Origin of the sequence: Prevotella sp. P4-67, assembly GCF_002251325.1 — a bacterium.
GTDB lineage: Bacteria > Bacteroidota > Bacteroidia > Bacteroidales > Bacteroidaceae > Prevotella.
In genome coordinates this window covers 36,901-62,957 of sequence record NZ_NPJL01000068.1, presented here as the reverse complement: position 1 = coordinate 62,957, position 26,057 = coordinate 36,901, and the positions used below count along the sequence as shown (strand labels likewise).

Below are 26,057 nucleotides of genomic sequence, written 5' to 3'. Positions count from 1 at the left end.
ATATTCAAGTTGTTTGGCGTATCTCTGTCGCCGTGGCGGCGGTGGCGTCAATGGGCTTCGAGCCAGTTGGCGCCCCAGCCTGCATCGGCGGTAAGCGGGATGCTGAGTCGGCAGGCGTTTTCCATCTCCTCGATGACGATACGCTCTACCTGCTCGCGCTCCTCGGGATAGACGCTGAAGTTGAGTTCATCGTGTACCTGCAGTATCATCCTCGAGCGCAGTCCTTCGGCGGCGAACCGCTTGAATATGTGTATCATTGCCACCTTGATGATGTCGGCCTCCGAGCCCTGGATGGGCGCGTTGATGGCGTTGCGTTCGGCGAAGCCTCTCACGGTGGCGTTGCGCGATGCTATATCGGGCAGATAGCGTCGGCGGTGGTAGATGGTCTCGGCGTAGCCCTTCTCGCGGCAGGTGGCGATGGCCTCGTCCATGTATGCCTTGACGCGTGGGAAGGTGGCGAAATAGTCGTCGATGAGCTGGCGCGCCTCGGAGTTGCTGATATTCATACGCTGCGCCAGTCCGTAGGTGCTGATGCCATAGATGATGCCGAAGTTGGCTTGCTTGGCTTTCTTGCGCTGCTCGGGCGTGACCTCTTCGACCGGCACGTGCCATATCTTGGCGGCTGTGGCGGCATGGATGTCGATGCCGCTGCGGAAGGCGTCGAGCATGTGTTCGTCCTGCGAGAGATGGGCCATGATGCGGAGCTCTATCTGCGAGTAGTCGGCAGAGAAGAAGAGGCATCCCGGCTCGGGCACGAAGCTCTTGCGTATCTCCTTGCCGTCGTCGTCGCGGATGGGGATATTCTGCAGGTTGGGGTCAGACGAACTGAGGCGCCCCGTGGCGGTGATGGCCTGGTTGAAGCAGGTGTGGATGTGGCTCGTGCGGGGGTTGATGAGTCGGGGAAGTGCCTCGACATAGGTGCCGAGCAACTTCTTCAACCCTCTGTAACTCAGTATGTCGTCGACGATGGGCGCGCGGCTGCGCAACTGGGTCAGCACCTCTTCCGAGGTGACATACTGGCCCGTCTTGGTCTTCTTTGGCTTGTCTACAATCTTCATCTTGCCAAAGAGAATATCTCCCACCTGCTTGGGACTGGATATATTGAATGTCTCGCCAGCCTCGGCATATATCTTCTGTTCGTATTCGGCGAGTCGGCGGTTGAAGTTCTTGCCTGTCTCTGCCAGTGCGGCGGTGTCCAAGCATACTCCGGTGAGCTCCATCTCGGCCAGTACGGGCACCAGTGGCATCTCGATGTCGTAGAAGAGGCGTTCGCCGTCGACCTCCTTGAGCTTCTGCTCGAGCACGTTCTTCAGTCTGAGCGTCACGTCGGCATCTTCGGCAGCATACTCATATACTTCCTGGGGCTGGAGGTCACGCATAGACCGCTGACCTTTACCTCGGGGTCCGATGAGTTGGTCGATGTGTATCGTCTGGTAGCCCAGCAGCGTCTCGGCCATGTAGTCCATGTTGTGGTGAAGCTCGGGCTGCACGATGTAGTGGGCGAGCATGGTGTCGAACATGGGTCCGCGCACTTCTATCCCATAACGACGCAACACCTCGTAGTCGTACTTGATGTTCTGTCCTACCTTCATGATGTGCTCGTCTTCGTATAGCGGACGAAAAATGTCGACCATGCGCTGCGCCGCTTCCCTCTCTGCGGGCACGGCGACATAGACGGCCTTGAATTCTTCGACCGCGAAGCTCAGACCGACCAATTCGGCGTCGATGGCGTTGGTCGATGTCGTTTCTGTATCAAAACTCAAGATTTCTTTTGTCAAGAAATAATCACGTATTTTTCGTGCTTCTTCTTCTGATTCAATAAGTTGGTAATCGTGGGGGGTCTCTTTGAGGCCCAAAATACTCGCATTTTTTGGCTCGCCTTGGCTCTCGGCCGCAAATTCGCCAAACAAATCGAGCTGCAAATCGTCGTTTTTCGGCGTATTTTTAACTTTTTTAATAATTTTGTCGGTCAGGGCTCTGAACTCGAGTTCCTGGAAGATTTTCTCGAGTCGCTCCTCGTCGGGCGAGGTCATCTTCATTTTTTCCAAATCGAGCGCTATGGGCACGTCGGTCCTTATGGTCGCCAGGAACAGGCTCATGCGTATGTCGTCGACGGCACCTTCAACTTTCTCTCTCAACTTGCCTTTGATCTCGTCGGTATGTGCGAGCATGTTGTCGATACTCCCAAATTGTGTGATGAGTTTCGCGGCAGTCTTCTCGCCCACTCCCGGACATCCCGGGAAGTTGTCGGCCGAGTCGCCCATAAGCGCCAGCAGGTCGATGACCTGTGCGGTGGTCGCTATACCATACTTCTGCGTCACCTCGCTTTCGCCCAGCGTGTCGTAACCGCCACCATGACGGGGTCGGTAGATATAGACATTGCCCCCCACGAGCTGTCCGTAGTCCTTGTCGGGGGTGAGCATGTAGGTCTCGATGCCCTCGCGTCCGGCAGCGGTGGCAAGGGTGCCTATCACATCGTCGGCCTCGAAGCCGTCGGCCTGGAGCACGGGTATATGGTAAGCCTTGAGAATGTCCTTGATGATGGGCACGCTCGCCCGGATGTCCTCGGGCGTCTCCTCGCGCTGTGCCTTGTAGGCGGGAAAAGCCTCGTGACGGAAGGTCTTGCCGTGGTCGAAAGCCACAGCCATGTATGTGGGCTGCTCCTTGGTTATCACCTCGTTGAGGGTATTGACGAACCCCATTATAGCCGATGTATTGAGTCCCTTGGAGTTGATGCGTGGGTTTTTGAGGAATGCGTAGTACGACCTATATATAAGCGCATAGGCGTCCAATAGAAAGAGTCTGTCCATAGTTCTAATTGCTTTAGGTGTGTAAAATTACGAAAATAAATTAGATAATGACAGAAAATATCTGTAATTTTGCAACAAAATACTCATAGTCATGGATTATCAAACAGTTATCAAGGCGCCGATATCTGCAGAATTGGCCGATTTCATCGAGATGTTCAACCGCTCGCTCGACCACGAGGATGGCATGCTGGCGCAAGCCCTGAACCATATCCGCCAGCGCGGCGGCAAGCGCATGCGACCCATTCTCATCCTGCTGATAGCCAAAAGTTTCGGTGCCGTGACCGAGGTAACCCAGCATGCAGCCATAGGTCTGGAGTTGCTGCACACGGCGTCGCTGGTGCACGACGATGTGGTCGATGAAAGCGCCGAAAGACGCGGCCAGGCTTCTGTCAACGCCATCTATGACAACAAGGTGAGTGTGCTTGTGGGCGACTACATTCTCTCTACCGCTCTGCTCCATGTCTCTTACACTCATCGTGAGCGCATTATCCGTTATCTGGCGCAGTTGGGGCGTACACTCTCAGACGGTGAAATCCTGCAGCTTTCCAACATATCCAACCGTGACATCTCGGAGGACGTCTACTATAATATAATAAAAGGTAAGACCGCTGCACTCTTCGAGGCGTGTGCCTCCATTGGTGCGCTGGCGTCGGGAGCCACCGACGAGGAGATTGAGGCTGCTGCCCGCTTCGGCCAGAACCTCGGTATAGTCTTCCAGATACGCGACGACATCTTCGACTATTACGACAGCGCGGACATAGGCAAACCCACCGGCAACGACATGGCCGAAGGCAAACTCACGCTGCCCGCCATCTACGCTGTGAACCACGATGCGCCCGCCGAAATCAGAGAGCTGGCTTACAAGGTGAAAGACCGCAGCATCAGTACCGATGAAATCGGCAAACTTGTGGCCTATACCAAGGCCAATGGCGGTATAGAATATGCCGAGCGCCGCATGTGGGAGTTTCACGATGAAGCCTGCCACTTCATCGATACCTATATCCATCAGGACGATATACGCCAGGCACTTAGAGCTTATCTCGACTACGTCATCAAGCGCAACAAATAATCCCCAATTCATCGCGATTTTCCCCTCGTCAGTGCATCATATAGCCATCCACGTGCAATATGATGCACTGATTGTTTTCGGCCGTATTTCGGGGCGTGAAACCGTGGTTGCGGGGCGTGATAAAAGTAATGCAAACCATGAAAACACCGTTTCGCACCATGCACTCAGCGTTTCGCACCATGAAATTATCGCCAACGTGACCTCCGCCGAGTTGTCGGGATGGTAGAAATGACTCTGGATGAACGGGGAACGCGCGCGGAGGCGGATACGAAAAGGGCGATGCAGACTGCGCGGTCTGCATCGCCCTTAGGCGTTATGCCATCCCTTGTGGGGAAGGCTGTGGAGTTAGAAGTATTTTACCTCTTTGCCCTCGATTGTGCTGATAAGCAGGTTGGTAAGACGGCTGGTGCCCAAGCGGAACCACTTGTTGGTGAGCCACTTCTCGCCCAGCACCTCCTTGACGATGGTGTAGTAGGTCACAGCGTCCATCACGGTATTGATACCGCCTGCGGGCTTCAAGCCAATCTGGATGCCGGTCTCGTCGTAGTACTCCTTGATGGCCTGGCACATCACGTAGACAGCCTCGGGAGTGGCAGAAACCTTCTCCTTGCCGGTAGAAGTCTTGATATAGTCGGCACCGGCATACATGGCGATGATAGAGGCACGCTTCACGTCGGCCATTGATGGCAGATCGCCTGTCTCGAGGATTACCTTGAGTGGCACTTCGCCGCAAATATCCTTGATTTCGCTGATTTCATCGGCTACAGTCTCATAGTCGCCCGACAGATACTTGCCCACCGACTGCACGATGTCAATCTCGGTGGCGCCATCCTTGACTGCGAGTGCAGTCTCGGCAATCTTGACCTCGATGAAGGTCTGAGAAGAGGGGAAAGAGGCACACACGTTGGTTATCTCTACACCGTCTACCTCCAGGCTCTCGCTCACCAGTTTGGCGAAGCAGGGATAGGTGCATACGGCAGCCACGTGGGGCAGTTCCTTGTAGTCCTTGGCAAAGTTGTTAACACGCTCTACCATAGCCAGAATCTCTTCTTCGGTGTCGGTGGTACGGAGCGAGGTCAGCTCGATGCTGCCCAGAAGGAAGCGGTGAACCTCGTCGGTATTGTTCTCAGCTGCTTTTTCTACGATTTTCTTTACTTCTTCGGCAACTTCAGCATCGGTGATGTTGAGGTTGTACTTGTTCAGCGCCTGCTGATACTTGTCAACGTTCTTAATGTCTGTCATATTGTTTGGGTTATTAATGATTGTCATAAAGTTACAGTTTGCTGTTGTTGATATGGCGCGTGGCGTCGCGGCGGGTCTTCTTTTCAAAGCTCTTTTCGAGCTCGGCGGTGAGGTCTATGCCCGTCTGGTTGGCGAGGCAGATGAGCACCCACAGCACATCGGCCATCTCTTCGCCCAGGTTGGGCTTTTCGCCCGCCTTGAAGCTCTGGTCGCCATAGGTGCGCGCCATGACGCGTGCCAGTTCGCCCACCTCTTCGGTGAGGCAAGCCATATTGGTGAGCTCAGAGAAGTAGCGCACTCCATACTGCCTTATCCATTCGTCTACTCGTTGTTGTGCTTCTTGTATAGTCATAATCAGTGGGTTAGGAGGTATGCTGCGATTATGCCCAAGAGCGTCAGGGCCATGATGAGGTAGACCACGGCGCTTCGGCGCTTGTCCTTCCAGTTGCGCAGGGCGGTGATGGTGTAGTAGATGGTACACAAGATGCCGCCTATGATGAGCCATGTGGCGCTCTTCATCAAGATTCCGCCCACCACGATGGCGAGCATGCCCAGGATGTTGATGAGCCAGATGGCCGTTTCCTTGATTTCGTTCATATCTATCACTTAGTTGAAGGCTGCTGTGGTTCAGGCTATTACGCCGTCTATCATAGCCCGCATGGCGAGCATCACGGTCAAGAAGGCGAAGATGAGGGTAATCACCGCATAGTAGGCGAGCATGCCCTTGTGCCACACGCCCGTAGCGATGCCGATGCGGAGAATCTGGATGAGCGTCTGGAGCAATATGCCGAAGAAGATGGCAAAGCCCACGCACGCTACGGCTGCTGCCGAGAGGTGGAGCAGGCGCCCCAGAGTCTTGCTGAGCAGTATGATGGCAAGCGCCACAATTTTTGCGATAGTCTTGATATTCATGTTGTTCATTGCTATAGTTTACTCTTTGTTCTTGGTGTCCATACAGATGGTCACAGGGCCGTCGTTGACCAGTTCTACCTTCATGTCGGCGCCAAACTCGCCCGTGCCTACCTGCTTGCCGAGCGCCTCGCTCATTCGGGTGCAGAAGTAGTTGTACAGGGGCACCGATACGTCGTGCGTAGCGGCTCGGAACCATGCCGGGCGGTTGCCCTTCTTGTAACTCGCGAAGAGCGTGAACTGTGATACCACGAGTATCTCGCCCTGTACCGACAGGATATCACGGTTCATGACTCTCTGTTCGTCCTCAAAGACGCGCAGACCTATAACCTTGTGTACCAGCCAGTCGGCATCCTCGCGGGTGTCGGCGCCTTCTATTCCCACAAGGATAAGGTAGCCTTTGCCGATGGATGATTTGACCTCGCTGTCTATGGTGACCGATGCGCGCGAAACGCGCTGTATGACAATTCTCATAGTGACTATCGTTGTGCTATAATCTGCAAATATACTAAATTTGCCATAATTTAACCCATCATTTGTTTTATTTTTGCTCGCGAGGGTCGAAATATCGTCTGTAACAGCCATTCTGAGCCCTCCGAGAGCCTCTGTAGCGGCGTTTTGGGCTGCCGTGGGTATGGAGGTACCCTCCAGCCTCGCAGAGGGGCTCTCCAGCCTCGCAGAGGTACCCTCCAGCTTTGTAAAGGTACCCTCCATGATTGTAGATGCAAACTGCATGCTTTCAGATCTAAACTGCATGGTTGGCGATGTAATCGCTATGATTGCTGTGAAGGTCGGAAAGGTGGTCGTGGTGGGCTGTTGTTATATGTAATACAGTACCGCTGAAGCTGTCACTGACGGCGCGGCATAAAAAGACTATCAGCGCAGTGGTGGAGGCTACTGCGCTGATAGTCAATGGGTTAACGAGTGGAGTGGGAGAGAGCTACTCGCTCGCAGGGTGGAAATGGTCGTAAATCACCTTGGCTTTGGCGTTACCCACTGAGGCAGAGAGGGTTGGGAGCGAAGCCTCGCGGATGGCCTTGACCGTCTTGAACTGCTTTAGGAGCGCCTCGCGCGTCTTGGGGCCTATGCCTCGGATGTCGTCGAGCTGAGAGTGGAGCGCGTGCTTGGACCGCTTGTCGCGGTGGAAGGTGATGGCGTAGCGGTGAACCTCGTCCTGGATGCGCGTGAGGGCATGGAAAAGCTCGCTCTTGACATCGAGCGCCACCGTGCAAATGGGGTCGCCGAAGAGCAGTTCATTGGTGCGGTGGCGGTCGTCCTTGGCGAGTCCAGCCACGGCAATATTGAGTCCCATCTCGCCATTGACCACAGCCGATACGACATCCATCTGGCCCTTGCCACCATCGGTGATAATCAGGTCGGGCAACGGCTGGTGTTCGTCGGTCATGCGCTGATAGCGGCGGCGCACTACCTCCTGCATAGACGCGTAATCGTCGGGTCCGACGACGGTCTTGATGTTGTATTTGCGGTATTCCTTCTTGGCGGGGCGCATGCCCTTGAACACCACGCAACCCGCCACGGCGTCGGAGCCAGAGATATTGGAGTTGTCGAAACACTCGATGTGGTAGGGGAGCTTGGGCAGCTTCAGTTTGGCCTGCAGCTCCTTCATCAGGCGCGTCTGCTTCTGCTCAGGGTTGAGCTTTTCAGCTTGTTTGAGCCTGTCGAACTTGTACTGACGGCTGTTCATTTCAGATAACTCCAGCAGATGGCGCTTGTCGCCCCGTTTCGGCACGGTGAAGGTGACGTTGCTGAGCTGCCACGACAGTTCGAACGGCACTATTACTTCGCGTGCCGTGCTTTGAAAACGCTCGCGAATCTCGGGAATGGCGTCAATGAGCAGCTCTTCGCACGTTTCATCGAGCTTACGCTTATATTCAAAGGTGAAACTCTGGTTGATGGTGCCGTTTTTCACGTGAATATAGTTGATATATGCATTCCGTGACGCCTCGTCGTCAATAATGCTGAATACATCGACGTCGGTAATGGTGTGGCTCACCACCTCGCTGCGGCTCACGAAGCCCTGGAGCAGCATATAGCGCTGCTTGACCTGCTCGGCCTCCTCGAACTTGAGCGCTGCAGACAGTTGCTGCATCTGCTGATACAGCAACTCGCTCAACTCGCGCGTATTGCCCTTGAGAATTTCGCGTGCCTGGCGGATACATTCCATATAATCATCGTAGCTCTGACGACCACAACACGGCGCACCACAATTATGAATGTGGTATTCGAGGCAAGGCTTGTACTTACCGGCAGCGATGCCTTCGGCGGAAATAGGGAACTGACACTTGCGCGGCTTGTAAATTTTGCCGATTAGGTCGAGAATATTGTACATGCTACTGATGTGGCTGTAGGGGCCAAAGTATTGTCCGCCCTTGCGGTTGATGGTACGCGTCTTGAAAATTCGGGGCAGATATTCCTTGGTGATACAGATGCTGGGGTAGGTCTTGCCGTCTTTGAGCAGCACATTATAGCGCGGGTTGTAACGCTTGATAAGGCTGTTTTCGAGCAGTAGCGCGTCTTCTTCGGTGTTGACCACGGTGTAGGTGATGTCGCAGATTTTGGACACCAGCACCTTGGTCTTGAACCTATCGACCTCGGTATGGAAGTAAGACGAAACACGGCTCTTCAGCCTTTTGGCTTTTCCCACGTAAATGATGGTGTGGTCCTTGTCATAGAACTGATAACTGCCCGGTTTCTCCGGCATATTGAGGACAATGTTTTTGAGTCTTGCCAATAGTTCCTCTTTCTCTTTCTTCATGCTTAAACCTATTGGAAACAAATGAAATAGCCGCTTAAAGTTTCACGTGAAACTTTAAGCGGCCTTTAATCTTTGCCGTCATTGTTTCATGCTCGCCGCCGATGGTTCCGACAGTTGTCGGGATGGTGGAGTGGGGCACGGGAATGATGCAAAGCCTAAAGGCCGCTCTCGCTAAAATATTAAACCTGTATGAGAGATGTCACTTCGATATCGTCGTCGAAAGCATCTCGGCCATTGAGACCCTCATTGACAAGCTCGATGATGAAGTTGCAGTACACCTTTTTGGGGTTGAACTTCTTGACCAGGTCACAGGCAGCCTTCATGGTTCCGCCGGTAGCGAGCAGGTCGTCGTGGAGCAACACCACATCGTTCTCGTTGATGGCGTCCTTGTGGATTTCGATGGTGTCGATGCCATACTCCTTGGCGTAGCTCTCCTGTACGGTCTCGCAGGGCAGCTTGCCAGGCTTGCGGCAGAGCACGATGCCTGCGTTGAGCTGGAGTGCCACTGCCGACGACATCACAAAGCCTCGGCTCTCGATACCCACAATCTTGGTAATGCCCTTGTCCTTGTAGAGGTCTACCATCTCATTGGTAATAATCCTAAGACATTCGGCGCTCTTGAAGAGCGTGGTTACATCTCTGAAATTTACGCCCTTGATTGGCCAGTCGGGAATGCAGCGTAAATTCTTCATTAATACTTCGTTGTTCATTGCAATTATAATATTTATAGATTTATCCTTGTTTCACGTGAAACTATCTTCCCATAAGTACCAGCAGCACATTGATGTCGCTGGGTGACACTCCAGGGATGCGGCTTGCCTGTGCCAGGGTCTCGGGGTTAATCTTCTCGAGCTTCTGGCGACCCTCGGTCGAGATTTCGTGGAGCTCGCTGTACTTGAAGCGACCCCTAATCTTGATATTCTCCAGTCTGTGCATCTTGTCGGCAATGATGCGTTCGCGCTCGATGTAACCCTTATACTTGATTTTGATTTCTGCCGCCTCGCTGGTTTCCTCCTTGCGGTTGGGCAGACCCTCTATCAGTGCGCGGAGCTGGGGCACGGCGTCGGCCATCTGCTGGATGCTCACCTGGGGACGGCTGACGAGGTCGGCGACCTTGCATCCCATGCGGAGTGGGGTAGTGCCGATGCTCTCGAGCCACGGGTTGATGTCGGCGGGCTTGACGCTGGTGCTGGCGCAGAAGTCGATGATGCGCTCTATGCCCTCGCGCTTCTGCAACCACCAGTCGTAGCGCTCGCGCGATGCCACTCCGAGGTGATAGGCACGCTCAGTGAGTCGGGCGTCGGCATCATCCTGTCGCAGAAGTATACGGTATTCTGCGCGCGAGGTAAACATGCGGTAAGGCTCGTCGACCCCCTTGGTGGTGAGGTCGTCGATGAGCACACCTATATAACTCTCGTCGCGCGCCATGACAAACGGCTGGCCTCCGCCACACTTGATGGCAGCGTTGATGCCCGCCACGAGACCCTGTCCTGCAGCCTCTTCGTAGCCCGTGGTGCCATTGACCTGTCCGGCGAGGAAGAGCCCGCTGACGACCTTGGACTCCAGCGAGTGGTCGAGCTGGGTGGGGTCGAAGTAGTCGTACTCGATGGCGTAGCCCGGGCGATAGAAGCGCGCGTCGCGCAGTGCGGGGATGGCGTGGAGTGCCTGCAGCTGTATGTCGATAGGCATGCTCGACGAGAAGCCATTGAGATACATCTCATTGGTATTCTCCCCTTCGGGCTCGAGGAACAGTGGGTGCTGCTCCTTGCCGGGAAAGGTGACGAGCTTGGTCTCTATCGACGGGCAGTAACGCGGTCCGGTGCTCTGTATCTGCCCGTTGAAGAGCGGCGAGTCTGCCAGTCCGCTGCGGAGTATGTCGTGAGATTGCTTGTTGGTATAACAGGTCCAACAAGGCAGTTGCTGCAGTGTGCGGAGAGGAGCCATATAACTGAACTGATGAAATCCCTGTTCGCCGGGTTGCTCCTCTGTGTCTTCGAAGTGTACGCTTCGTCGGTCGATGCGTACGGGTGTGCCCGTTTTCATACGTCCTACGCGTATGCCGTGGCTGGCTATGCTCTCGCTGAAGTTCAGGACAGCCGGCTCGGCGCATCTGCCACCCGGCACCTTATGCTTGCCGATGTGCATGAGTCCGTTGAGGAATGTGCCTGCCGTCACCACCACCGCGCGGGCATGGAATGTTACTCCCCAGATGGTGGTAACTCCCACAGCCACACCGTCTTTGACGATGAGTGTGTCTGCCTGGTCCTGCCAGATATCCAGATTGTCGGTGTGGTCAAGTATTTCGCGCCATTTCCAGATGAACTTTCCCCTGTCGCATTGCGCCCTTGGCGACCAAACGGCTGGGCCTTTTCCCTGATTGAGCATTCTGAACTGTATGGCAGTGGCGTCGGTGACGATTCCGGTCTGACCGCCGAGAGCATCAATCTCCCTGACTATCTGTCCTTTAGCTATGCCACCGATGGCCGGGTTACAGCTCATCTGTCCAATCTTGTTCATGTCCATAGTAATCAGGCACGTCCGAGCGCCCATCCGGGCAGCTGCGGCAGCGGCTTCGCAGCCTGCGTGTCCGCCTCCGATTACTATCACATCATAATCAAATTTCATTATGTTGTAATATTTTCCGCAAAAGTAAGAAATTAAATCCAATTTTTTGATGGTTTTGCTTTGAATTATAATAAAAATATAGTATTTTTGCATCCGCTGAGCCTCTATCATACCTTATAATAATGTGCGAGCAGTCATTTTAGGGTCTATGATAGTGGCTCTCGGTAGTATTGTCATGATATAACATTACTAACAATTAAATAATTAAATTACAATCATTTATGTGGTTAATCAATTCATCTATTGGTAGAAAGGTAGTGATGTCTGTAACCGGCATTGCGCTTATCCTTTTTCTGACGTTCCATTGCTGTATGAACGTTGTAGCCCTATTTTCGGGTAAAGCCTACAACATGATTTGTGAGTTGCTTGGTGCCAACTGGTATGCCCTCGTGGCTACTCTTGGTCTGGCTGCTCTCGCAGTGTGTCACATCGTGTACGCGTTTATCCTCACCGCACAGAACCGTCGTGCGCGTGGCGCTTCACGCTACGAGGTAACCGTCAAGCCCGAGAAGGTAGAGTGGGCTTCGCAGAACATGCTCGTGCTGGGTATCATCATCCTGCTGGGTCTGCTGCTCCACCTCTTCAACTTCTGGTACAACATGATGTTTGCCGAGCTTACCGGCATGGCTGTTGGTCATCTGCCCTCTGACGGCTTTGCCTTCATCCAGGACACCTTCAAGAATCCTGTTTATGTAGTGCTGTATCTCGTGTGGCTTGCCGCTCTGTGGTTCCACCTCGCTCACGGTTTCTGGAGTTCTATGCAGACCCTCGGCGTAAGTGGCAAGGTATGGTTCAAGCGTTGGCAGTGCATCAGCGTGGTTTACACCAGTCTGCTCATGCTCGCCTTTGTAGTAGTGGTTCTGGCTTTTGCCTTCAATTGTGCCCCCAGCCTCTGCTGAATCGCCTAAGTAATTAATTCATGTAACAATCGAAAAAGTAATAGTAATTATGGCTAAGACTTTAAATTCAAGAATACCCGAGGGTCCAGTAGCTGAGAAATGGACCAATTACAAGGCTCATCAGCGCCTGGTTAACCCCAAGAACAAACTCAAGCTCGATGTCATCGTCGTAGGTACAGGTCTGGCTGGTGCCAGTGCTGCCGCCTCACTCGGTGAGATGGGATTCAACGTGCTCAACTTCTGCATCCAGGACTCTCCCCGTCGTGCTCACTCTATCGCCGCCCAGGGTGGTATCAATGCCGCCAAGAACTATCAGAACGACGGCGACTCAGTATATCGTCTTTTCTACGACACCGTAAAGGGTGGTGACTATCGTGCCCGCGAGGCCAACGTATACCGTCTGGCTGAGGTGTCTAACAATATCATCGACCAGTGTGTAGCCCAGGGTGTGCCTTTCGCCCGCGAGTATGGTGGTATGCTTGCCAACCGCTCTTTTGGTGGTGCCCAGGTTTCACGTACCTTCTATGCCAAGGGTCAGACCGGCCAGCAGCTGCTGCTCGGTGCCTACTCTTCTCTGAGCCGCATGGTTCAGGCTGGCAAGGTGAAGCTCTACACCCGCTACGAGATGGAGGATGTGGTAATCGTTGACGGCCACGCCCGTGGTATCATCGCCAAGAACCTGGTGAGCGGCGAGCTCGAGCGCTTCTCTGCCAATGCTGTGGTTATCGCCACCGGTGGTTATGGCAACACCTACTTCCTCTCTACCAATGCTATGGGTTGCAACTGTACCGCTGCCGTTCAGTGCTACCGCAAGGGCGCATACTTTGCTAACCCCTGCTACGTACAGATTCACCCCACCTGTATCCCCGTTCACGGTGACAAGCAGAGCAAGCTGACCCTGATGTCTGAGTCGCTGCGTAACGACGGCCGTATCTGGGTTCCCAAGAAACTTGAGGACGCCAAGCGTCTGCAGGCTGGTGAAATCCAGGGTTCTGATATCCCCGAGGAAGACCGCGACTACTATCTGGAGCGCCGCTATCCCGCCTTCGGTAACCTCGTTCCGCGCGACGTGGCCTCACGTGCAGCCAAGGAGCGCTGCGACAAGGGCTACGGTGTCAACAATACCGGTCTGGCCGTATTCCTCGACTTCTCTGAGTCTATCAACCGTCTCGGTATCGACGAGATTCTCCAGCGTTACGGCAACCTCTTCGACATGTATGAGGAGATTACCGACGTCAACCCCGGCAAGCTGGCCCGCGAGATTGACGGCGTGAAGTATTACAACCCCATGATGATCTTCCCCGCCATCCACTACACTATGGGTGGTATCTGGGTAGACTATGAGCTTCAGACCACCGTTCCCGGTCTGTTTGCTATCGGTGAGTGTAACTTCTCTGACCACGGTGCCAACCGTCTGGGTGCTTCAGCCCTCATGCAGGGTCTCGCCGATGGTTACTTCGTGCTGCCCTACACCATCCAGAACTATCTGGCTGACCAGAGCCTCTGGCCCCGCCTTTCTGTCGATATGCCCGAGTTTGACGCGGCTGAGAAGGGCGTTCAGGCCGAGATTGACCGCCTGATGAACATCCACGGCAAGCGCTCTGTAGACTCTATCCACAAGGAGCTTGGCCATATCATGTGGGAGCACGTAGGTATGGGCCGTACCAAGGAAGGTCTGGAGAAGGGTCTCGAGCTGCTCAAGGCACTCCGCGACGAGTTCAACAGCAACCTCTTCATCCCCGGCACCAAGGAAGGTCTCAATGTCGAGCTCGACAAGGCCATCCACCTGCGCGACTTCATCCTCATGGGCGAGCTTATCGCTTACGACGCCCTGCACCGCGAGGAGAGCTGCGGCGGTCACTTCCGTGAGGAGCACCAGACTGAGGAAGGTGAGGCCAAGCGCGACGACGAGCACTTCTTCTATGTAGGCTGCTGGGAATACCAGGGCGACGACAACAAGGCCCCTGAGCTCATCAAGGAGCCTCTGGAGTACGAGGCAATTAAGGTTCAAACACGTAACTATAAGAATTAATAATCATGGCTAAGAATATATCATTCACACTAAAGTATTGGAAGCAGAACGGACCCAAAGACAAGGGCCATTTCGATACACACGAGATGAAGAACATCCCCGACGATACCTCGTTCCTTGAGATGCTCGACATCCTCAACGAGGAGCTTATCGAGGCTGGTCAGGAGCCTTTCGTTTTCGATCACGACTGCCGCGAGGGTATCTGCGGTATGTGCTCACTCTACATTAACGGTGTGCCCCACGGCAAGACCGAGCGTGGTGCTACCACCTGTCAGCTCTACATGCGCCGCTTCAACGATGGCGACGTGATTACTGTAGAGCCCTGGCGTTCGGCTGGCTTCCCCGTTATCAAGGACTGCATGGTAGACCGCGGTGCTTTTGACAAGATTATCCAGGCTGGTGGCTACACTTCTATACGTACTGGCCAGGCCCAGGATGCCAACGCCATCCTTATCTCCAAGGAGGCTGCCGACGAGGCTATGGACTGCGCTACCTGTATCGGCTGCGGTGCCTGCGTGGCTGCCTGCAAGAACGGCTCGGCCATGCTCTTCGTCAGCTCTAAGGTAAGTCAGCTCGCACTGCTGCCCCAGGGCCGTCCGGAGGCTGCCAAGCGTGCCAAGGCCATGATAGCCAAGATGGATGAACTCGGATTTGGTAACTGTACCAACACCCGTGCCTGCGAGGCCGTGTGTCCTAAGAGCGAGTCTATCGCTAACATAGCTCGCCTTAACCGCGAGTTTATCTGCGCCAAGCTCAGCGACTAACACGTCGTCACAGCATACAGCTAAAGAGCCCTGCAAGCACCCTCACCGGGTAGCCTTGCAGGGCTCTTTTTTAGTCTGTCGTCATCGCGGGCTCCGCTGTAGCTCTCCCTCGCCACCGCCTTATAACTTACTTTCTACATAAGGTCTCCCCGTGATTTATAACTGCCACTGTTTTAGTGGTTATAAATCTCTCTCTTCATACGGATACACTTTTATGAGGGAATGTCTGCTGCAAGTGTACATTTTTATGGGGGGGAATAATCAAGCTAGAGGCACACTTTTATGAGGCAATGTGGGCTCCTGGCCCCCTTAGCGTCCTCGCCGTAGGCAGGGGCATATCCTTTCATAGCCTGTCCTAAGTCTCCCCCTGCGCCCTTATTCTCCGCAAAAACGGGGCGAATATGCGGAGAATAGCACAGCTAATTTCCTATCCGCCCGTGCCGGTCGCGGGAAATGGGGAGACCGACCTTTACGTTTCCCGGAGCCGTCATTAGCGAGCTGGGAGCCGTCATTAGAAACGTGGAGACCGGTCTTTTCTTCTCTCGTGGTGTCCACTCTGGCAGTGCTTGCCTTTTCACATCCCCCATTGGAGGCTTGGGGGCCACTTACTTTTTTACTTTTCCCGTGGTTGGCCGTTAGTTTGCCGGTCGGAGCCGTCCCGGCGTTTGTCTTTAGTGTTATTTAACTATTGTTGGACGCATTTTTAACGTTTGTGTTGCCTTTTTGTAACATTACCGCTGTAATTTTGCAAATGAAGTCTAAAATATCTGAAGAAATGACCATCACCTTAGCCATCTGAGTATGTTTGGCCCCAGTGGTGCTCATCATCTTCTTACCCCATCAACCAACTATGGCCCAGGGGGTTGTCATCGCCCCCCAGCCTATTAACCATATAGCTCTATAACATATATATCGCAAGTTCTAACAAGTATCTGGAATAATAACTATTAAATAATTAATTTTATGACAAAACATTTACGATTATTAATGCTGGTTCTCCTTGCAATAGTGTGTATGGGGGGGTATTCTCAGACTAAGTCTGTAGTATGTACTTTGGATAAAGAAGCTGCAAATTGTACTACTGACAATTCAGATTTTAAGGTGTCTTGGGTCTATAGCTTAGATGCGTATGCCAAAGTTGAAAATGGGGTGCAATTTCTTGCTAAAGAAGGCCAAAAGTCATTTACTTTGACAGCGACTATGCCTTCTTCTGTTAAGATTAGTTCTGTAACCGTAGAGGCTGCCAGAAGTAGTGTGAAAAAAGGAACTAAGACATTGGAAGTTTTAATTGCAAACTCAAGCATTGGAACGCAAACAATTACTAAAAATACGCTTCAAGATTTTTCGTTTGTACCTATAACCCCAATACTATCAAACTCTTTAGTATTACAATTGGAGAGTAGTGTTACGGAAGCCTCACATTTTATTAAAACTGTCACAATAGAATATGAGGAAGTAAATTCTGGCTTAACTGCTACCACAACCTCTTTCGGTTCTGATTACGATAACAAAAACTTTAACTTCGTAGATGGCGTATTAGCTGGTTTTACCCCCCCCGTTGCAACATGTAAAACAGAGGGCGTAGCAGGAACAATCGCATATAGTAGTTCTGATAACGATATTGTTACCGTAGATAATGAAGGAAAACTTAATTTTACTAATACCAAGTTTGGCAAAGCTACTATTACAGCTACTTTCACTCCAAGTGACCAAGATAAATACGCAAAGTCTACTGCTACTTATACAGTAATAAACACGCATATTTATAATAGTATTGCTGACTTAAAGAAAGCCATCACTTCTACATCTACAACTAATCCCGATGAGCTAAAGATTAATCTTACAGATGCCGTTGTAACATACGTAAATGGATCTAATGCTTTTATTCAGGATGCCACTGCGGGCGTACTGGTTTATATGAAAAACCATGGGCTTAATGCTGGTGATAAGTTTACGGGAGTGGTAGATGTAAAAGCCTGCATATATAACGGTCTTCCAGAGATTACCAGTTGGAAGCCATCTGCTGATATAGCAAAAACAGAGAATGTAGATATTCCCGTAACAGAAGTGACGCTTGCTGATATTGCCGGTGATAATTATAGCAAATATGAGAGCGTGCGCGTTAAGGTCATAAATGTAGAGGTTACTTCTGCAATGAATGGACAGGATGCTAAGATTTCACAGAATGGTACAGAACTGGCTGTTCGGGCAGGCGTAACTGGCCTTAAAGAAATGGATGCAAGTCAGCATCTCGATATAGTTGGCTATCCTGGTGTGTATAATACCACTATTCAGCTGAATGTTTGGGAACAGAGTGACATAACCATACATCAGGAGGCAGATAAGGCTGACCCAGAGATAGCTTTCAAGGAGACAGAGAAGACAGTAGAACTGAAAGAGGATGCAATAGAATTGTCAACCTTGATAAGTAATCCTCACGAACTTCCTATTACATATACATCCAGCAATGCCGAGATAGCCGAGGTCTCAAAGGGTGTAATATATATGTATAAGACTGGCAAGGTGGATATTACCGCTAAATTTGCAGGAGATGATACGTATAATGCAGTTGAGAAAACGTTGGCTCTTACGATAGAAGATAGTCGCGAGGGCGTAAAATCAATAGTGGAAATAACTTCCCAAGAAGATTATACAACAGAACTAAAAATACAAAAGGAGAATGTTACTTTAAAATGTAGTGATGGCAACTTGAAAAATTCAACAGAGTTTCGTCTGTATGGAAGCAGTAATACAACTATATCTGTAACAAGTGGGCAAATTGTAAAAATAGAATTAACAGGAAAAATAAAAAATTCAATAGGCTTGGACAAATTAACACCAACTCCAGGTGTATATGAAGTTGCTACGGATAAAAAGTCTGCAGTTTGGACAGGTGAGGCTGCTTCTGTTGTATTTAGAAATACTGCCAGTTCGCAAGTGCAGGTGACAAGTATTAAGGTATATATAAAAGAAACTAAAGTTCCTGTTGTATTAGACGAAAATGATAATAGTAACACATTTGAGGAAAACAAGGATGTAAATGTTACCATTAAGCGTACATTCTATAAGGATGGAGACTGGAATACACTCTGCTTGCCCTTTGATGTAAGTGAAGAAGAGGTTAAGACTGCTTTTGGTGATGATGCCAAGTTACGCCAGGTAGACGAGGCCAATAGCAAGGGCAATACGGTGGCCTTTACTGAAGCTAACGCTATCAAGGCAGGGGTGCCTTATCTTATCAAGTTTGACAAAGTAGCTGAAAATGCAGATCAGCCACAGGAGTTTAACCATACTTTCGAGGGTGTAACACTTACAAAGAAAGTTGAATATAGCGTTTTGGCTGACTGTAATATCATTTTTGCAGGCAGCTATTCAGCCTTTACCCCTGAGGATTTCTTGAAAGAATATGATGTTTGTGATGTTGTGGCCTCAATGGCAGCAGCCAATACACTGAAGAAAGTCAATGCCAGAACTACTATTAAGGGTCTCCGTGCTGTCTTCGGTCTTGCTTCATCCGTACAGCCACAGGCTGTTAAGGTGATCATTGACGGTACAGCCACAGGCATTGGTGACCTGCATGTAGACGGAACCACCGTAGCCAATGGGCGTGTGTACAACCTGAATGGACAGTGCGTAGGTACCAGTCTTGAAGGTCTCAAGGCCGGTGTATATATCCAGAATGGTAAGAAAGTGATAATAAACAAGTAAATAATAGGAGATATATAATATGAAGAAGACATATATAAGTCCCGCGACAGAGATAATAGTTATCAAGGGTACAGCGATTCTCGCTGGCTCTAACACGGTGAGCAATGATGATAATGGCATAGACTTCAATGTTGGTACTATGGGTAGTCACGATGGTGGTGCCTCGCGTACTATGGGCAACTTCAACCTGTGGGAAAACATTGACGAGACCAACGGGTACGTGGAAAAGTAAATATAAGGTAACATGAGCTACCCTTAGTGGGTGGCCCGATATATGGCAGACGCGCTGTAAGGTGTGGGAGTGGTTCCTGGCCTTGCAGCGCGTTTTTTATAGGAAACAGCCCTAACCGTTCCGATGGGGGAGTGCTGTTTTAGTTTTGGGGCGATAGCTCCCACAGGGCTGTATCTCCATAAAAATATGGAAATTGCTTGTTTTATTGCTAAATAAAAATTAACTTTGCGACCCGTGAGGGCAACGTGCAAGCCTGTGTGGCCAGCGCGTGCTGGTTGCGGAGGCATCCCCGTCACATCCGAAGTTCCCGCAAATATTCCCGCAACCATCGTGAGAAATACAAAGACCGACCTCCACGAAGAAAAGTAAAAAGATAAAATGGTGAAAAAGGACTTTGAAAAGTAAAAAAGTAAAAAGGTAGAAAAGTAAAAAGGGTGGCCTGCTTGCTGATGTCGGCTGCCTGCACGCCCGTGGTAGCTATGGGAGAAGAAAAGACCGACCTTTGGCCGTCTCATGACGGCTCCCAGCTCGCTAAAGACGGCTCCCAGAATAGAAACGAGCGGTCTTTCGTAAATTGCGAGGACTTCTATGACCGCGAAAGTAGCTGATTTCTCCTTTGGAGGACTTAGTGGACTTTAGGATGGTATCTGTCTCTGTGCTTTTTGCCATCTTGCTTTTTGCTTTTTTACTTTTAGGGGGCTTTCAGGCTGTCTTTCGGCCGCGCGGTGATGGTGGCTACGGCCCTACGAATGACTATGATGAAGAACGAAGATACAATACGGTTTGTGCGCGAGCACGCCTCAGACGACGTGCGGGCCTTGGCCCTTATGGGCGACCGTCTGGGCACGGTAGACATGCCCTGGGCGCTTAACCAGATACGCGGCCGGCAGACGGCGATGAAGAAACTGCCCACGCTGGCCATGACGGAGGGTATAGTGTATCCTCCCCACCTGTCTATGGAGCAGTGCTCGAGCGAGCAGACGGCCGCGTGGAAAGCTGCGGTGTGTGCCACGGGCGCTCATGAGTCCATGGCAGACCTCACGGGCGGTTTCGGCATAGACTTCATGGCCATCTCTAAGGGTTATACCCATGCCACCTACGTAGAGGCCAACAGCGAGCTGTGCGACACCGTGCGCCACAACCTGGGCGTGCTGCACCGCAGCGCTAACGTGGTGTGTGCCGATGCCACCAACTATCTGCACACCATGGGCCACGTGTCACTGATATACATAGACCCAGCCCGGCGCAGCCAGAGTGGTGCGCGCACCTATGCCATAGCCGATTGCAGTCCCGACGTGACGGCGCTGTGCGATGAGTTGTTGGCCAAGGCCGACAGGGTACTCGTCAAGCTGTCGCCCATGCTCGACTGGCACGAGGCCGTGCGCCAGCTCCGTGGCGTGCGCGAGGTACACATCGTGTCGGTCGACAATGAGTGCAAGGAGCTGTTGCTCCTGCTGTCGGGCCAGTCGAGTGCTGAGGCTGAGGCCCAACCGATGCCCCCAGGCCAGGCGGCCCCCTTGGTGCGATGTGTAGACTTCACGACGCGGAGCGCGGAGCCCCTGGTCGAAACCTTCAGCGCCGCTGAGGCCACTGAGTCCCCCGCTATCCTGACCGGTGCCGTCGCCCCTGGTGCCTACCTCTACGAACCCTCTGCTTCGGTGATGAAGGGCGGATGCTTTGGCCCCCTCTGCCGCCGCTATGGCCTGCGGATGGTGGCCCCCAACTCGCACCTGTTCGTGGGCGACGCCCCCGGCGATTTCCGCTCGGGCCGCTGTTTCCGCGTCGTGGCCGTCAGCACCCTCAACCGCAAGCAGCAGCGCCGCGCCCTTGGCGGCATAGAACGTGCCAACGTCTCCGTGCGCAATTTTCCCCTGTCGGCCGACCAGCTCCGCCGTCGCCTCGGCCTGCGCGATGGTGGCCCCGTATATATCTTTGGCACAACCCTTTCGGACGGAGGTCACGTAGTGCTTATCTGTGAAAAAATCCGCTGATTTCTGCCGTTGTCTCCGTTTTATTTGCTATTTTTGCACTCTTAAAGAGTTTTTTTGTTAATATGTCAGACATACGTATCAAGCGTGTGGAAACCAAGAAAGACCTCAAAGCCTTTATTGAGTTCCATTACGATTTATATGAAGGCAACGCATACGATGTGCCCAATCTTTATAGCGACGAACTGAACACGTTGAGCCCTGAGCGCAATGCTGCCTTTGACTTCTGCGAGGCCGAATACTATCTGGCCTACCGCGACGGTAAGTTGGCCGGTCGCGTGGCCGCCATTATCAATCACCGCGCCAATGAGAAGTGGAACCGCCGCGATGTACGCTTCGGCTGGATAGACTTCGTAGACGACATCGAGGTGTCCAGGGCGCTGCTCCAGGCCGTAGAGGACTACGGGCGGGCCAAGGGCATGTACAGCGTGGTGGGCCCCTTAGGCTTTACCGACATGGATCCCGAGGGCATGCTTACCTTCGGCTTTGACAAGTTGGGCACCATGCCCACCATCTATAACTACCCCTACTACCCCGAGCACATGGAGCGCCTGGGAGGCTGGAGTAAGGACAACGACTACGTGGAGTACTACCTGGAAGTGCCCGAAACCATACCCGAGAAGTACACCAAGATAGCCCGGATGATAGAGCAGCGCTACAATCTGCACGTGCGCAAACTTACTAAGAAAGACGTGTTCGAGGGAGGCTATGGCCGTAAGCTCTTTGACCTGGTCAACGCCACCTATAAGGACCTCTACGGTTTCTCCGAGCTCACCGACAGGCAGATAGACCAGTACGTCAACATGTACTTCCCTCTGGCCGACCTCAGTCTTATCACCGTCATCGAGGATGGCAATGCCGACAACCGCCTGGCAGGCATGGGCATCACCATCCCTTCGCTCTCGCGCGCCCTGCAGGAGTGCCACCGCGGCCGCTCTGTGGCAGTGAGGCGTCGTCGAGTCCGATGGCACTGGCTGATGCGTCCTTTCCAGACATCTCCTTCACGAGCAGTGTCATGATGGAGCGCAGCTGTTTGCGGGTCACGGGTTTGGTGTAGTCGTTGCCGAGCACGGCGTCGTCGATGAGGTTGTCGCACAGGGCGCGGTTTACGCCGTCCTGCGCCCACACGCTCATCTTGGCTTCCGACTTGCGTGGCAGTATGAACATCTGGTCGCTCGGCAGCTCCGTCTCCAGCAGGCATATATCTTCCTCGCTCTTCATACTTTCGAGCGTTGAGACTTTGAAATCTTCGAAAGAGCCTTCCATACCCATCATTTTCTGGTCTCTGGGTGTGAGGTGTCTCATGTGATAGCTGTGTGAGATACCGCAATAGATGCAGCTCTTCCAGTAGAGGTGCTCACCGGCTGCGTTTACGCCGATGTATGCCTGGTCGTTGGCTATGTTCTCGTTCATGTCGTGCCATTCCAGTACTTCGGCTGCCGGTCTGGCGCTGAAGGTGTGCGCTTTGTTTCGTTCGCACTTGCCGCAAACCTTGCATGAGTAGTACCATTTGAACGGTTGCTTGCATGTGTTGTACTGGCACACGCGGTCGGCAGCCTCTATCTTGGCTGTGAACACATGCTTGGTGCAGGTGAGAAGTTTGGTGGCTGCCACGCCAGCCTTCTGTGCCTCAAACACATCGCCGCGGTATGTGTGTATGGTGTATGTCGGCTCGGTGGCGTCGAGAGCCAGACAGTCGAGCACAGCCTTGCCTGCGTTCTCGGGGATGAACAATGTGCCCTTGGCGGTGTAGAGCTTTGTGCTCTGTTCCATATAATTGCGTCCCCATTTTGACAGCCGCTCGACGGTGGCCTCGTTGAGGTCTTTTACGTATTTCACGGCATCCACCTTGGGGCTAAGCCACACCTCTTTCAGATTGAATGTGGTGGAGAATGGGGCACCGAGTGTATTTGCGAATTCTGAGATGTTGTAGTTTTCCGCCCCGTTGCTTACGTCGATTATCAACTTGGTCATCAGCAGGGTGTTGTGATTTTTGTATGCATGTCCGCTCGACGAGATGTATTTCTCATGCATGAATTCGTAGAGCTGATCGATCTTGTCGACTACGAGCACATCCAGCGGGTGGTAGTGTGGATATACTTCGTCGGCCTCTTTGCGCGATATGTAGGGCAGGGTGGAGCGGTATTCCTTCTTCAGCACGTCGTAGTCGGAGGAATGGTCATCTTTCTCCTGCGGTCCGGCCTTGCCGCCAGGTATGGTGAATTTCACTTCCATAATGGGGAAGTAAGGGGCGCTTGTGAGCACGCGTGCCGGTATCCCGTTCACCGTGGCCTTGAAGTTTTCGGTCGACAGAACGTTGGAACCGTCTCTCTTTACCCATTCGGTCTGGTAATCTCCGTCCGGGTCTATCACTATCTCAATTGTGGCTATGTAGGGGTATCCAGCCTTCAGTGTGGGGATGCCCTCCTTGTTCTCGCCGAACTCGCCATCCCATGAGATGTCGCGCATTGATGACACCGCTCTTGAACAGGTCGCCGTAGGCGGTGTTCACCGCTTTCAGGGCGAGTTTTTCGGCTTTCTCTAAGTCCATTCCTGGAGTAGGGGCGTCAATCGTTATCTCCACCGATTTTATTTTCTTTTTGGCGGTGTCGGCCCACAGCGTGGCGGGCAGCAGAAGCAGAGCCGCTGCAAATGTCAAAAACAGCTGTTTCATATTGTGATTAATTTGATTGTGTTATGTTGAATTGTTATTTATGGTGTTTGGTTACTGTTAGTTTTTGATGGATACTGGTCGCATATGCAAACTTATCCTTAATTCCGCAACACTATTACAAATTAAACTTTTTAAGTACCTGAGCAACAAAAAGTTCTCAGACAAGCCAAGCGGCAGAGCCGAGCGCCCCAGGATTTTGCCATGTCAAAGACTTCACTTATTTTAGTGTTGCAAAAATAAACAAGAGAATCTGACGATAGACATGGCAAACATACAAATTAAATCTGAGAAACTCATTCTTTTTGGAGGAATGTTTTCAAGTAGGAAACTTTTTTAATCGTTTTTTCAAAACTGATAGACACATTGTGGCTGTCTGCTTGCTGTCTCCACTCCATATACTATCGATAACCGAGCCGATGACAAAACCGGCGATGGCTCCCAGCACACTCTGTGTCTGGGCAAATCCGCTAAAGAGTCCTATCCATTTGATAAATCCCATAGTTGTACTTATTTTGCCTGCAATTATATCGGTTTCTCATGTCCTATCCAAACAAATCACCCGAAATCGTCCTTTCCCCGTGCCTTTAGGCCCCGTGTCGGCGCCCGTTTATCCTTGTTTTGGCGCCGATTGCGGTCTCGCCGACGCCCCCTGGCTCCGTATTCATTGCTCCGCCGATGGCGCAAGTCGATGGATAATAGTTAAATAATGAAAGAAAAGTCCCTTTTTGTTTGTTATTATGTTCCGAAAACATTATTTTTGCAAAACATAATAATTGTAGTCAGATATAAAGAGCGTAGAGTTATGAAGTTTGTAGACAGAATTGACGAACAGCGACGTCTCCACGACGCCCTCCATGGCGACCATCCATCTGCCCTTGTCGTGGTGTATGGCAGGCGAAGGCTCGGCAAATCCACCCTCATCAAGAAGGTGCTCCGAGATGATGATGTCTATTTTATGGCCGACAACTCCGAGTCCGTTCAGCAGCGCAGGCTGTTGGCCAAGGCTTTGAGTTATCATTTAGCGGGATTTGACAAGGTCGAATATCCTGACTGGGAATCGTTGTTCCAGCAGCTTAACTACCGCACTACTGGGCATTTCACCCTCTGTATTGATGAGTTCCCCTTTTTAGTGAAGGTAGATAGTACCTTGCCGTCTGTCCTTCAGAAGCTCATCGATACCAAGGCTCTGAAATACTCCATACTCCTTTGCGGTTCGTCGCAGCAGATGATGCAAGGGCTGGTGCTCGACGCCGCCGAGCCACTCTATGGCCGCGCCGACACCATCATTCAGCTGACACCCATCAAGATTCGGTTCTTGCAGGAAATCCTGCAGAGCGACGCCGTGGCCACCATCGAGGAATATGCCGTATGGGGAGGTGTTCCCCGTTATTGGGAGCTTCGCGAACGCGAACCTTCGCTGATGGAGGCGGTGCGTTATCATATCCTTGACGTCAACGGCACACTCTATGAGGAACCTTCCCGCCTCTTTATGGATGACCTCACCCAGACCACGCTCTCTTCCACGCTTCTTTCTCTTATCGGCAACGGCGTCAATCGCTTGTCCGAGATAGCCGGCAAGATGGGTAAGCCTTCCACGGAACTGAGTCGGCCTCTGGGCAAGCTCATCAACCTGGGATTTGTAGAGCGCGACATCCCCTTCGGGGAAAGTCCGCGCAGCACCAAGCGTAGCATCTACAAGGTCGCCGACCCGTTTATGAACTTCTTCTACCATTATGTCATCCCCAATCGTTCGTTGATAGCTTTGGGCAGGTCAGAGATGGTCTGCCGGATGATACAGTCGGGCCTGTCCGATTATGTGGCAGCCTGTTGGGAGATGCTCTGCCGTCGTGCCGTGAGCGGAAATGTCATTGACGGAACGATATGGAATGTCGCCGGAAAATGGTGGGGTAGCGTTTCCCGCGACAAGAGTGTAGAACTCGATATCGTGGCCGAGTCGCAAGACAAGAAGCGCGTGCTTATAGGCGAATGTAAATGGACCGAGGGCGAATATGCCGAGCGCCTGTTTGATGACCTTAAGGAGCGCGCTCGTCTCTGTCCTTTCATCAAGGGTCGGCAGGTGGTTTATGTCCTGTTCCTCAAGCGTCCGGCTAAGGATGGCATCACCACCAACGTGTTCCTGCCCCAGGATGTAATCAACGACGAGTTCTAATAAGTGTCTCGTTACTTGTAGACGCTATGCCCGTCACCCCCACGGCTATCGCCGTGAAATTAGGCTTCGTCTCGGCAATAAAAATAAACGAGTTTATTTTGTATTTCGCTCGACTTGCGCACTTTACGGCTGTCGCCGTGAAGTTAGGCTTCGTCTCGG

20 protein-coding genes are annotated in these 26,057 nt (G+C 52.1%); 9 read left to right on the top strand and 11 right to left on the bottom strand.

The window, feature by feature from the left end:
• Positions 1 to 47: 47 nt before the first annotated feature.
• Entirely contained in the window at positions 48 to 2,810 is a 2,763-nt protein-coding gene (gene polA, locus CIK92_RS12115) for a DNA polymerase I (RefSeq protein WP_094389238.1), read from the bottom strand.
• A gap of 91 nt (positions 2,811 to 2,901) precedes the next feature.
• On the opposite strand from polA, the gene CIK92_RS12110 reads away from it, so the two are divergent.
• The gene (locus CIK92_RS12110; protein WP_022311229.1) at positions 2,902 to 3,879 is read left to right on the top strand and encodes a polyprenyl synthetase family protein; all 978 of its coding nucleotides are present in this window, start codon (positions 2,902 to 2,904) and stop codon (positions 3,877 to 3,879) included.
• A 345-nt stretch (positions 3,880 to 4,224) separates the two neighbouring features.
• Here CIK92_RS12110 and deoC read toward each other — a convergent pair whose 3' ends face one another.
• The 8 genes from deoC to mnmG all read right to left on the bottom strand — a co-directional run bounded on the left by deoC (position 4,225) and on the right by mnmG (position 11,431).
• On the bottom strand, positions 4,225 to 5,121 hold the full coding sequence (gene deoC, locus CIK92_RS12105; RefSeq protein ID WP_094466232.1) for a deoxyribose-phosphate aldolase: 897 nt from the start codon (positions 5,119 to 5,121) through the stop codon (positions 4,225 to 4,227).
• A gap of 31 nt (positions 5,122 to 5,152) precedes the next feature.
• Complete coding sequence (locus tag CIK92_RS12100; RefSeq protein ID WP_022311227.1) at positions 5,153 to 5,473, bottom strand: nucleotide pyrophosphohydrolase; 321 nt, start codon at positions 5,471 to 5,473, stop codon at positions 5,153 to 5,155.
• A 2-nt stretch (positions 5,474 to 5,475) separates the two neighbouring features.
• Positions 5,476 to 5,718, bottom strand: a complete 243-nt coding sequence (locus CIK92_RS12095; protein WP_022311226.1) for a hypothetical protein — start codon at positions 5,716 to 5,718, stop codon at positions 5,476 to 5,478.
• A 30-nt stretch (positions 5,719 to 5,748) separates the two neighbouring features.
• Complete coding sequence (locus CIK92_RS12090; RefSeq protein WP_094389236.1) at positions 5,749 to 6,042, bottom strand: hypothetical protein; 294 nt, start codon at positions 6,040 to 6,042, stop codon at positions 5,749 to 5,751.
• A 9-nt stretch (positions 6,043 to 6,051) separates the two neighbouring features.
• Positions 6,052 to 6,504 (bottom strand): D-aminoacyl-tRNA deacylase, encoded by a 453-nt coding sequence (dtd, locus tag CIK92_RS12085; RefSeq protein ID WP_094389235.1) that lies wholly within the window; start codon positions 6,502 to 6,504, stop codon positions 6,052 to 6,054.
• Positions 6,505 to 6,970: 466 nt separating this feature from the next.
• Entirely contained in the window at positions 6,971 to 8,806 is a 1,836-nt protein-coding gene (gene uvrC / locus CIK92_RS12075) for an excinuclease ABC subunit UvrC (protein ID WP_094389233.1), read from the bottom strand.
• A 179-nt stretch (positions 8,807 to 8,985) separates the two neighbouring features.
• On the bottom strand, positions 8,986 to 9,516 hold the full coding sequence (locus CIK92_RS12070; RefSeq protein WP_094389232.1) for an adenine phosphoribosyltransferase: 531 nt from the start codon (positions 9,514 to 9,516) through the stop codon (positions 8,986 to 8,988).
• Between the two features lie 43 nt (positions 9,517 to 9,559).
• Entirely contained in the window at positions 9,560 to 11,431 is a 1,872-nt protein-coding gene (gene mnmG, locus CIK92_RS12065; protein ID WP_094389231.1) for a tRNA uridine-5-carboxymethylaminomethyl(34) synthesis enzyme MnmG, read from the bottom strand.
• A 221-nt stretch (positions 11,432 to 11,652) separates the two neighbouring features.
• Here mnmG and CIK92_RS12060 point away from each other — a divergent pair, with 221 nt between their 5' ends.
• From CIK92_RS12060 to CIK92_RS12030, 7 genes are all read left to right on the top strand, one after another.
• Complete coding sequence (locus CIK92_RS12060; protein WP_022311220.1) at positions 11,653 to 12,330, top strand: fumarate reductase transmemBrane cytochrome b subunit; 678 nt, start codon at positions 11,653 to 11,655, stop codon at positions 12,328 to 12,330.
• A 49-nt stretch (positions 12,331 to 12,379) separates the two neighbouring features.
• Entirely contained in the window at positions 12,380 to 14,362 is a 1,983-nt protein-coding gene (locus tag CIK92_RS12055) for a fumarate reductase/succinate dehydrogenase flavoprotein subunit (protein WP_094389230.1), read from the top strand.
• Between the two features lie 5 nt (positions 14,363 to 14,367).
• Positions 14,368 to 15,126, top strand: coding sequence for a succinate dehydrogenase/fumarate reductase iron-sulfur subunit (locus CIK92_RS12050; RefSeq protein ID WP_094389229.1), 759 nt, complete (start codon positions 14,368 to 14,370; stop codon positions 15,124 to 15,126).
• Between the two features lie 963 nt (positions 15,127 to 16,089).
• Positions 16,090 to 18,834, top strand: a complete 2,745-nt coding sequence (locus CIK92_RS12045) for a hypothetical protein (RefSeq protein WP_144289422.1) — start codon at positions 16,090 to 16,092, stop codon at positions 18,832 to 18,834.
• Between the two features lie 19 nt (positions 18,835 to 18,853).
• Positions 18,854 to 19,066, top strand: a complete 213-nt coding sequence (locus CIK92_RS12040) for a hypothetical protein (protein WP_094389227.1) — start codon at positions 18,854 to 18,856, stop codon at positions 19,064 to 19,066.
• Between the two features lie 755 nt (positions 19,067 to 19,821).
• Positions 19,822 to 21,057, top strand: a complete 1,236-nt coding sequence (locus tag CIK92_RS12035; RefSeq protein ID WP_254046088.1) for a class I SAM-dependent methyltransferase — start codon at positions 19,822 to 19,824, stop codon at positions 21,055 to 21,057.
• A gap of 62 nt (positions 21,058 to 21,119) precedes the next feature.
• A complete protein-coding gene (locus CIK92_RS12030) occupies positions 21,120 to 22,073 on the top strand; it encodes an N-acetyltransferase (protein ID WP_254046087.1) in 954 nt (317 codons plus the stop codon).
• 1,358 nt (positions 22,074 to 23,431) lie between these two features.
• Here CIK92_RS12030 and CIK92_RS13520 read toward each other — a convergent pair.
• Positions 23,432 to 23,728, bottom strand: a complete 297-nt coding sequence (locus CIK92_RS13520) for a hypothetical protein (protein ID WP_144289420.1) — start codon at positions 23,726 to 23,728, stop codon at positions 23,432 to 23,434.
• 316 nt (positions 23,729 to 24,044) lie between these two features.
• Positions 24,045 to 24,227: a hypothetical protein gene (locus CIK92_RS12020; RefSeq protein WP_094389225.1), complete on the bottom strand. Its 183-nt coding sequence runs from the start codon at positions 24,225 to 24,227 to the stop codon at positions 24,045 to 24,047.
• 303 nt (positions 24,228 to 24,530) lie between these two features.
• On the opposite strand from CIK92_RS12020, the gene CIK92_RS12015 reads away from it, so the two are divergent.
• Complete coding sequence (locus CIK92_RS12015) at positions 24,531 to 25,898, top strand: ATP-binding protein (protein WP_094389224.1); 1,368 nt, start codon at positions 24,531 to 24,533, stop codon at positions 25,896 to 25,898.
• The last annotated feature ends 159 nt before the right edge of the window (positions 25,899 to 26,057 follow it).

Bases quoted from the DNA above. Each gene is read 5' to 3' on its own strand.
- uvrC (WP_094389233.1), bottom strand. From the start codon at position 8,806: ATGAAGAAAGAGAAAGAGGAACTATTGGCAAGACTCAAAAACATTGTC.
- CIK92_RS12100 (WP_022311227.1), bottom strand. From the start codon at position 5,473: ATGACTATACAAGAAGCACAACAACGAGTAGACGAATGGATAAGGCAG.
- CIK92_RS12095 (WP_022311226.1), bottom strand. From the start codon at position 5,718: ATGAACGAAATCAAGGAAACGGCCATCTGGCTCATCAACATCCTGGGC.
- CIK92_RS12070 (WP_094389232.1), bottom strand. From the start codon at position 9,516: ATGAACAACGAAGTATTAATGAAGAATTTACGCTGCATTCCCGACTGG.
- CIK92_RS12060 (WP_022311220.1), top strand. From the start codon at position 11,653: ATGTGGTTAATCAATTCATCTATTGGTAGAAAGGTAGTGATGTCTGTA.
- CIK92_RS12020 (WP_094389225.1), bottom strand. From the start codon at position 24,227: ATGGGATTTATCAAATGGATAGGACTCTTTAGCGGATTTGCCCAGACA.
- CIK92_RS12040 (WP_094389227.1), top strand. From the start codon at position 18,854: ATGAAGAAGACATATATAAGTCCCGCGACAGAGATAATAGTTATCAAG.
- mnmG (WP_094389231.1), bottom strand. From the start codon at position 11,431: ATGAAATTTGATTATGATGTGATAGTAATCGGAGGCGGACACGCAGGC.
- CIK92_RS12090 (WP_094389236.1), bottom strand. From the start codon at position 6,042: ATGAACAACATGAATATCAAGACTATCGCAAAAATTGTGGCGCTTGCC.
- CIK92_RS12035 (WP_254046088.1), top strand. From the start codon at position 19,822: ATGATGAAGAACGAAGATACAATACGGTTTGTGCGCGAGCACGCCTCA.
- CIK92_RS12110 (WP_022311229.1), top strand. From the start codon at position 2,902: ATGGATTATCAAACAGTTATCAAGGCGCCGATATCTGCAGAATTGGCC.
- CIK92_RS12030 (WP_254046087.1), top strand. From the start codon at position 21,120: ATGTCAGACATACGTATCAAGCGTGTGGAAACCAAGAAAGACCTCAAA.
- CIK92_RS12045 (WP_144289422.1), top strand. From the start codon at position 16,090: ATGACAAAACATTTACGATTATTAATGCTGGTTCTCCTTGCAATAGTG.
- CIK92_RS12050 (WP_094389229.1), top strand. From the start codon at position 14,368: ATGGCTAAGAATATATCATTCACACTAAAGTATTGGAAGCAGAACGGA.
- deoC (WP_094466232.1), bottom strand. From the start codon at position 5,121: ATGACAGACATTAAGAACGTTGACAAGTATCAGCAGGCGCTGAACAAG.
- CIK92_RS12055 (WP_094389230.1), top strand. From the start codon at position 12,380: ATGGCTAAGACTTTAAATTCAAGAATACCCGAGGGTCCAGTAGCTGAG.
- dtd (WP_094389235.1), bottom strand. From the start codon at position 6,504: ATGAGAATTGTCATACAGCGCGTTTCGCGCGCATCGGTCACCATAGAC.
- CIK92_RS13520 (WP_144289420.1), bottom strand. From the start codon at position 23,728: ATGAAACAGCTGTTTTTGACATTTGCAGCGGCTCTGCTTCTGCTGCCC.
- polA (WP_094389238.1), bottom strand. From the start codon at position 2,810: ATGGACAGACTCTTTCTATTGGACGCCTATGCGCTTATATATAGGTCG.
- CIK92_RS12015 (WP_094389224.1), top strand. From the start codon at position 24,531: ATGAAGTTTGTAGACAGAATTGACGAACAGCGACGTCTCCACGACGCC.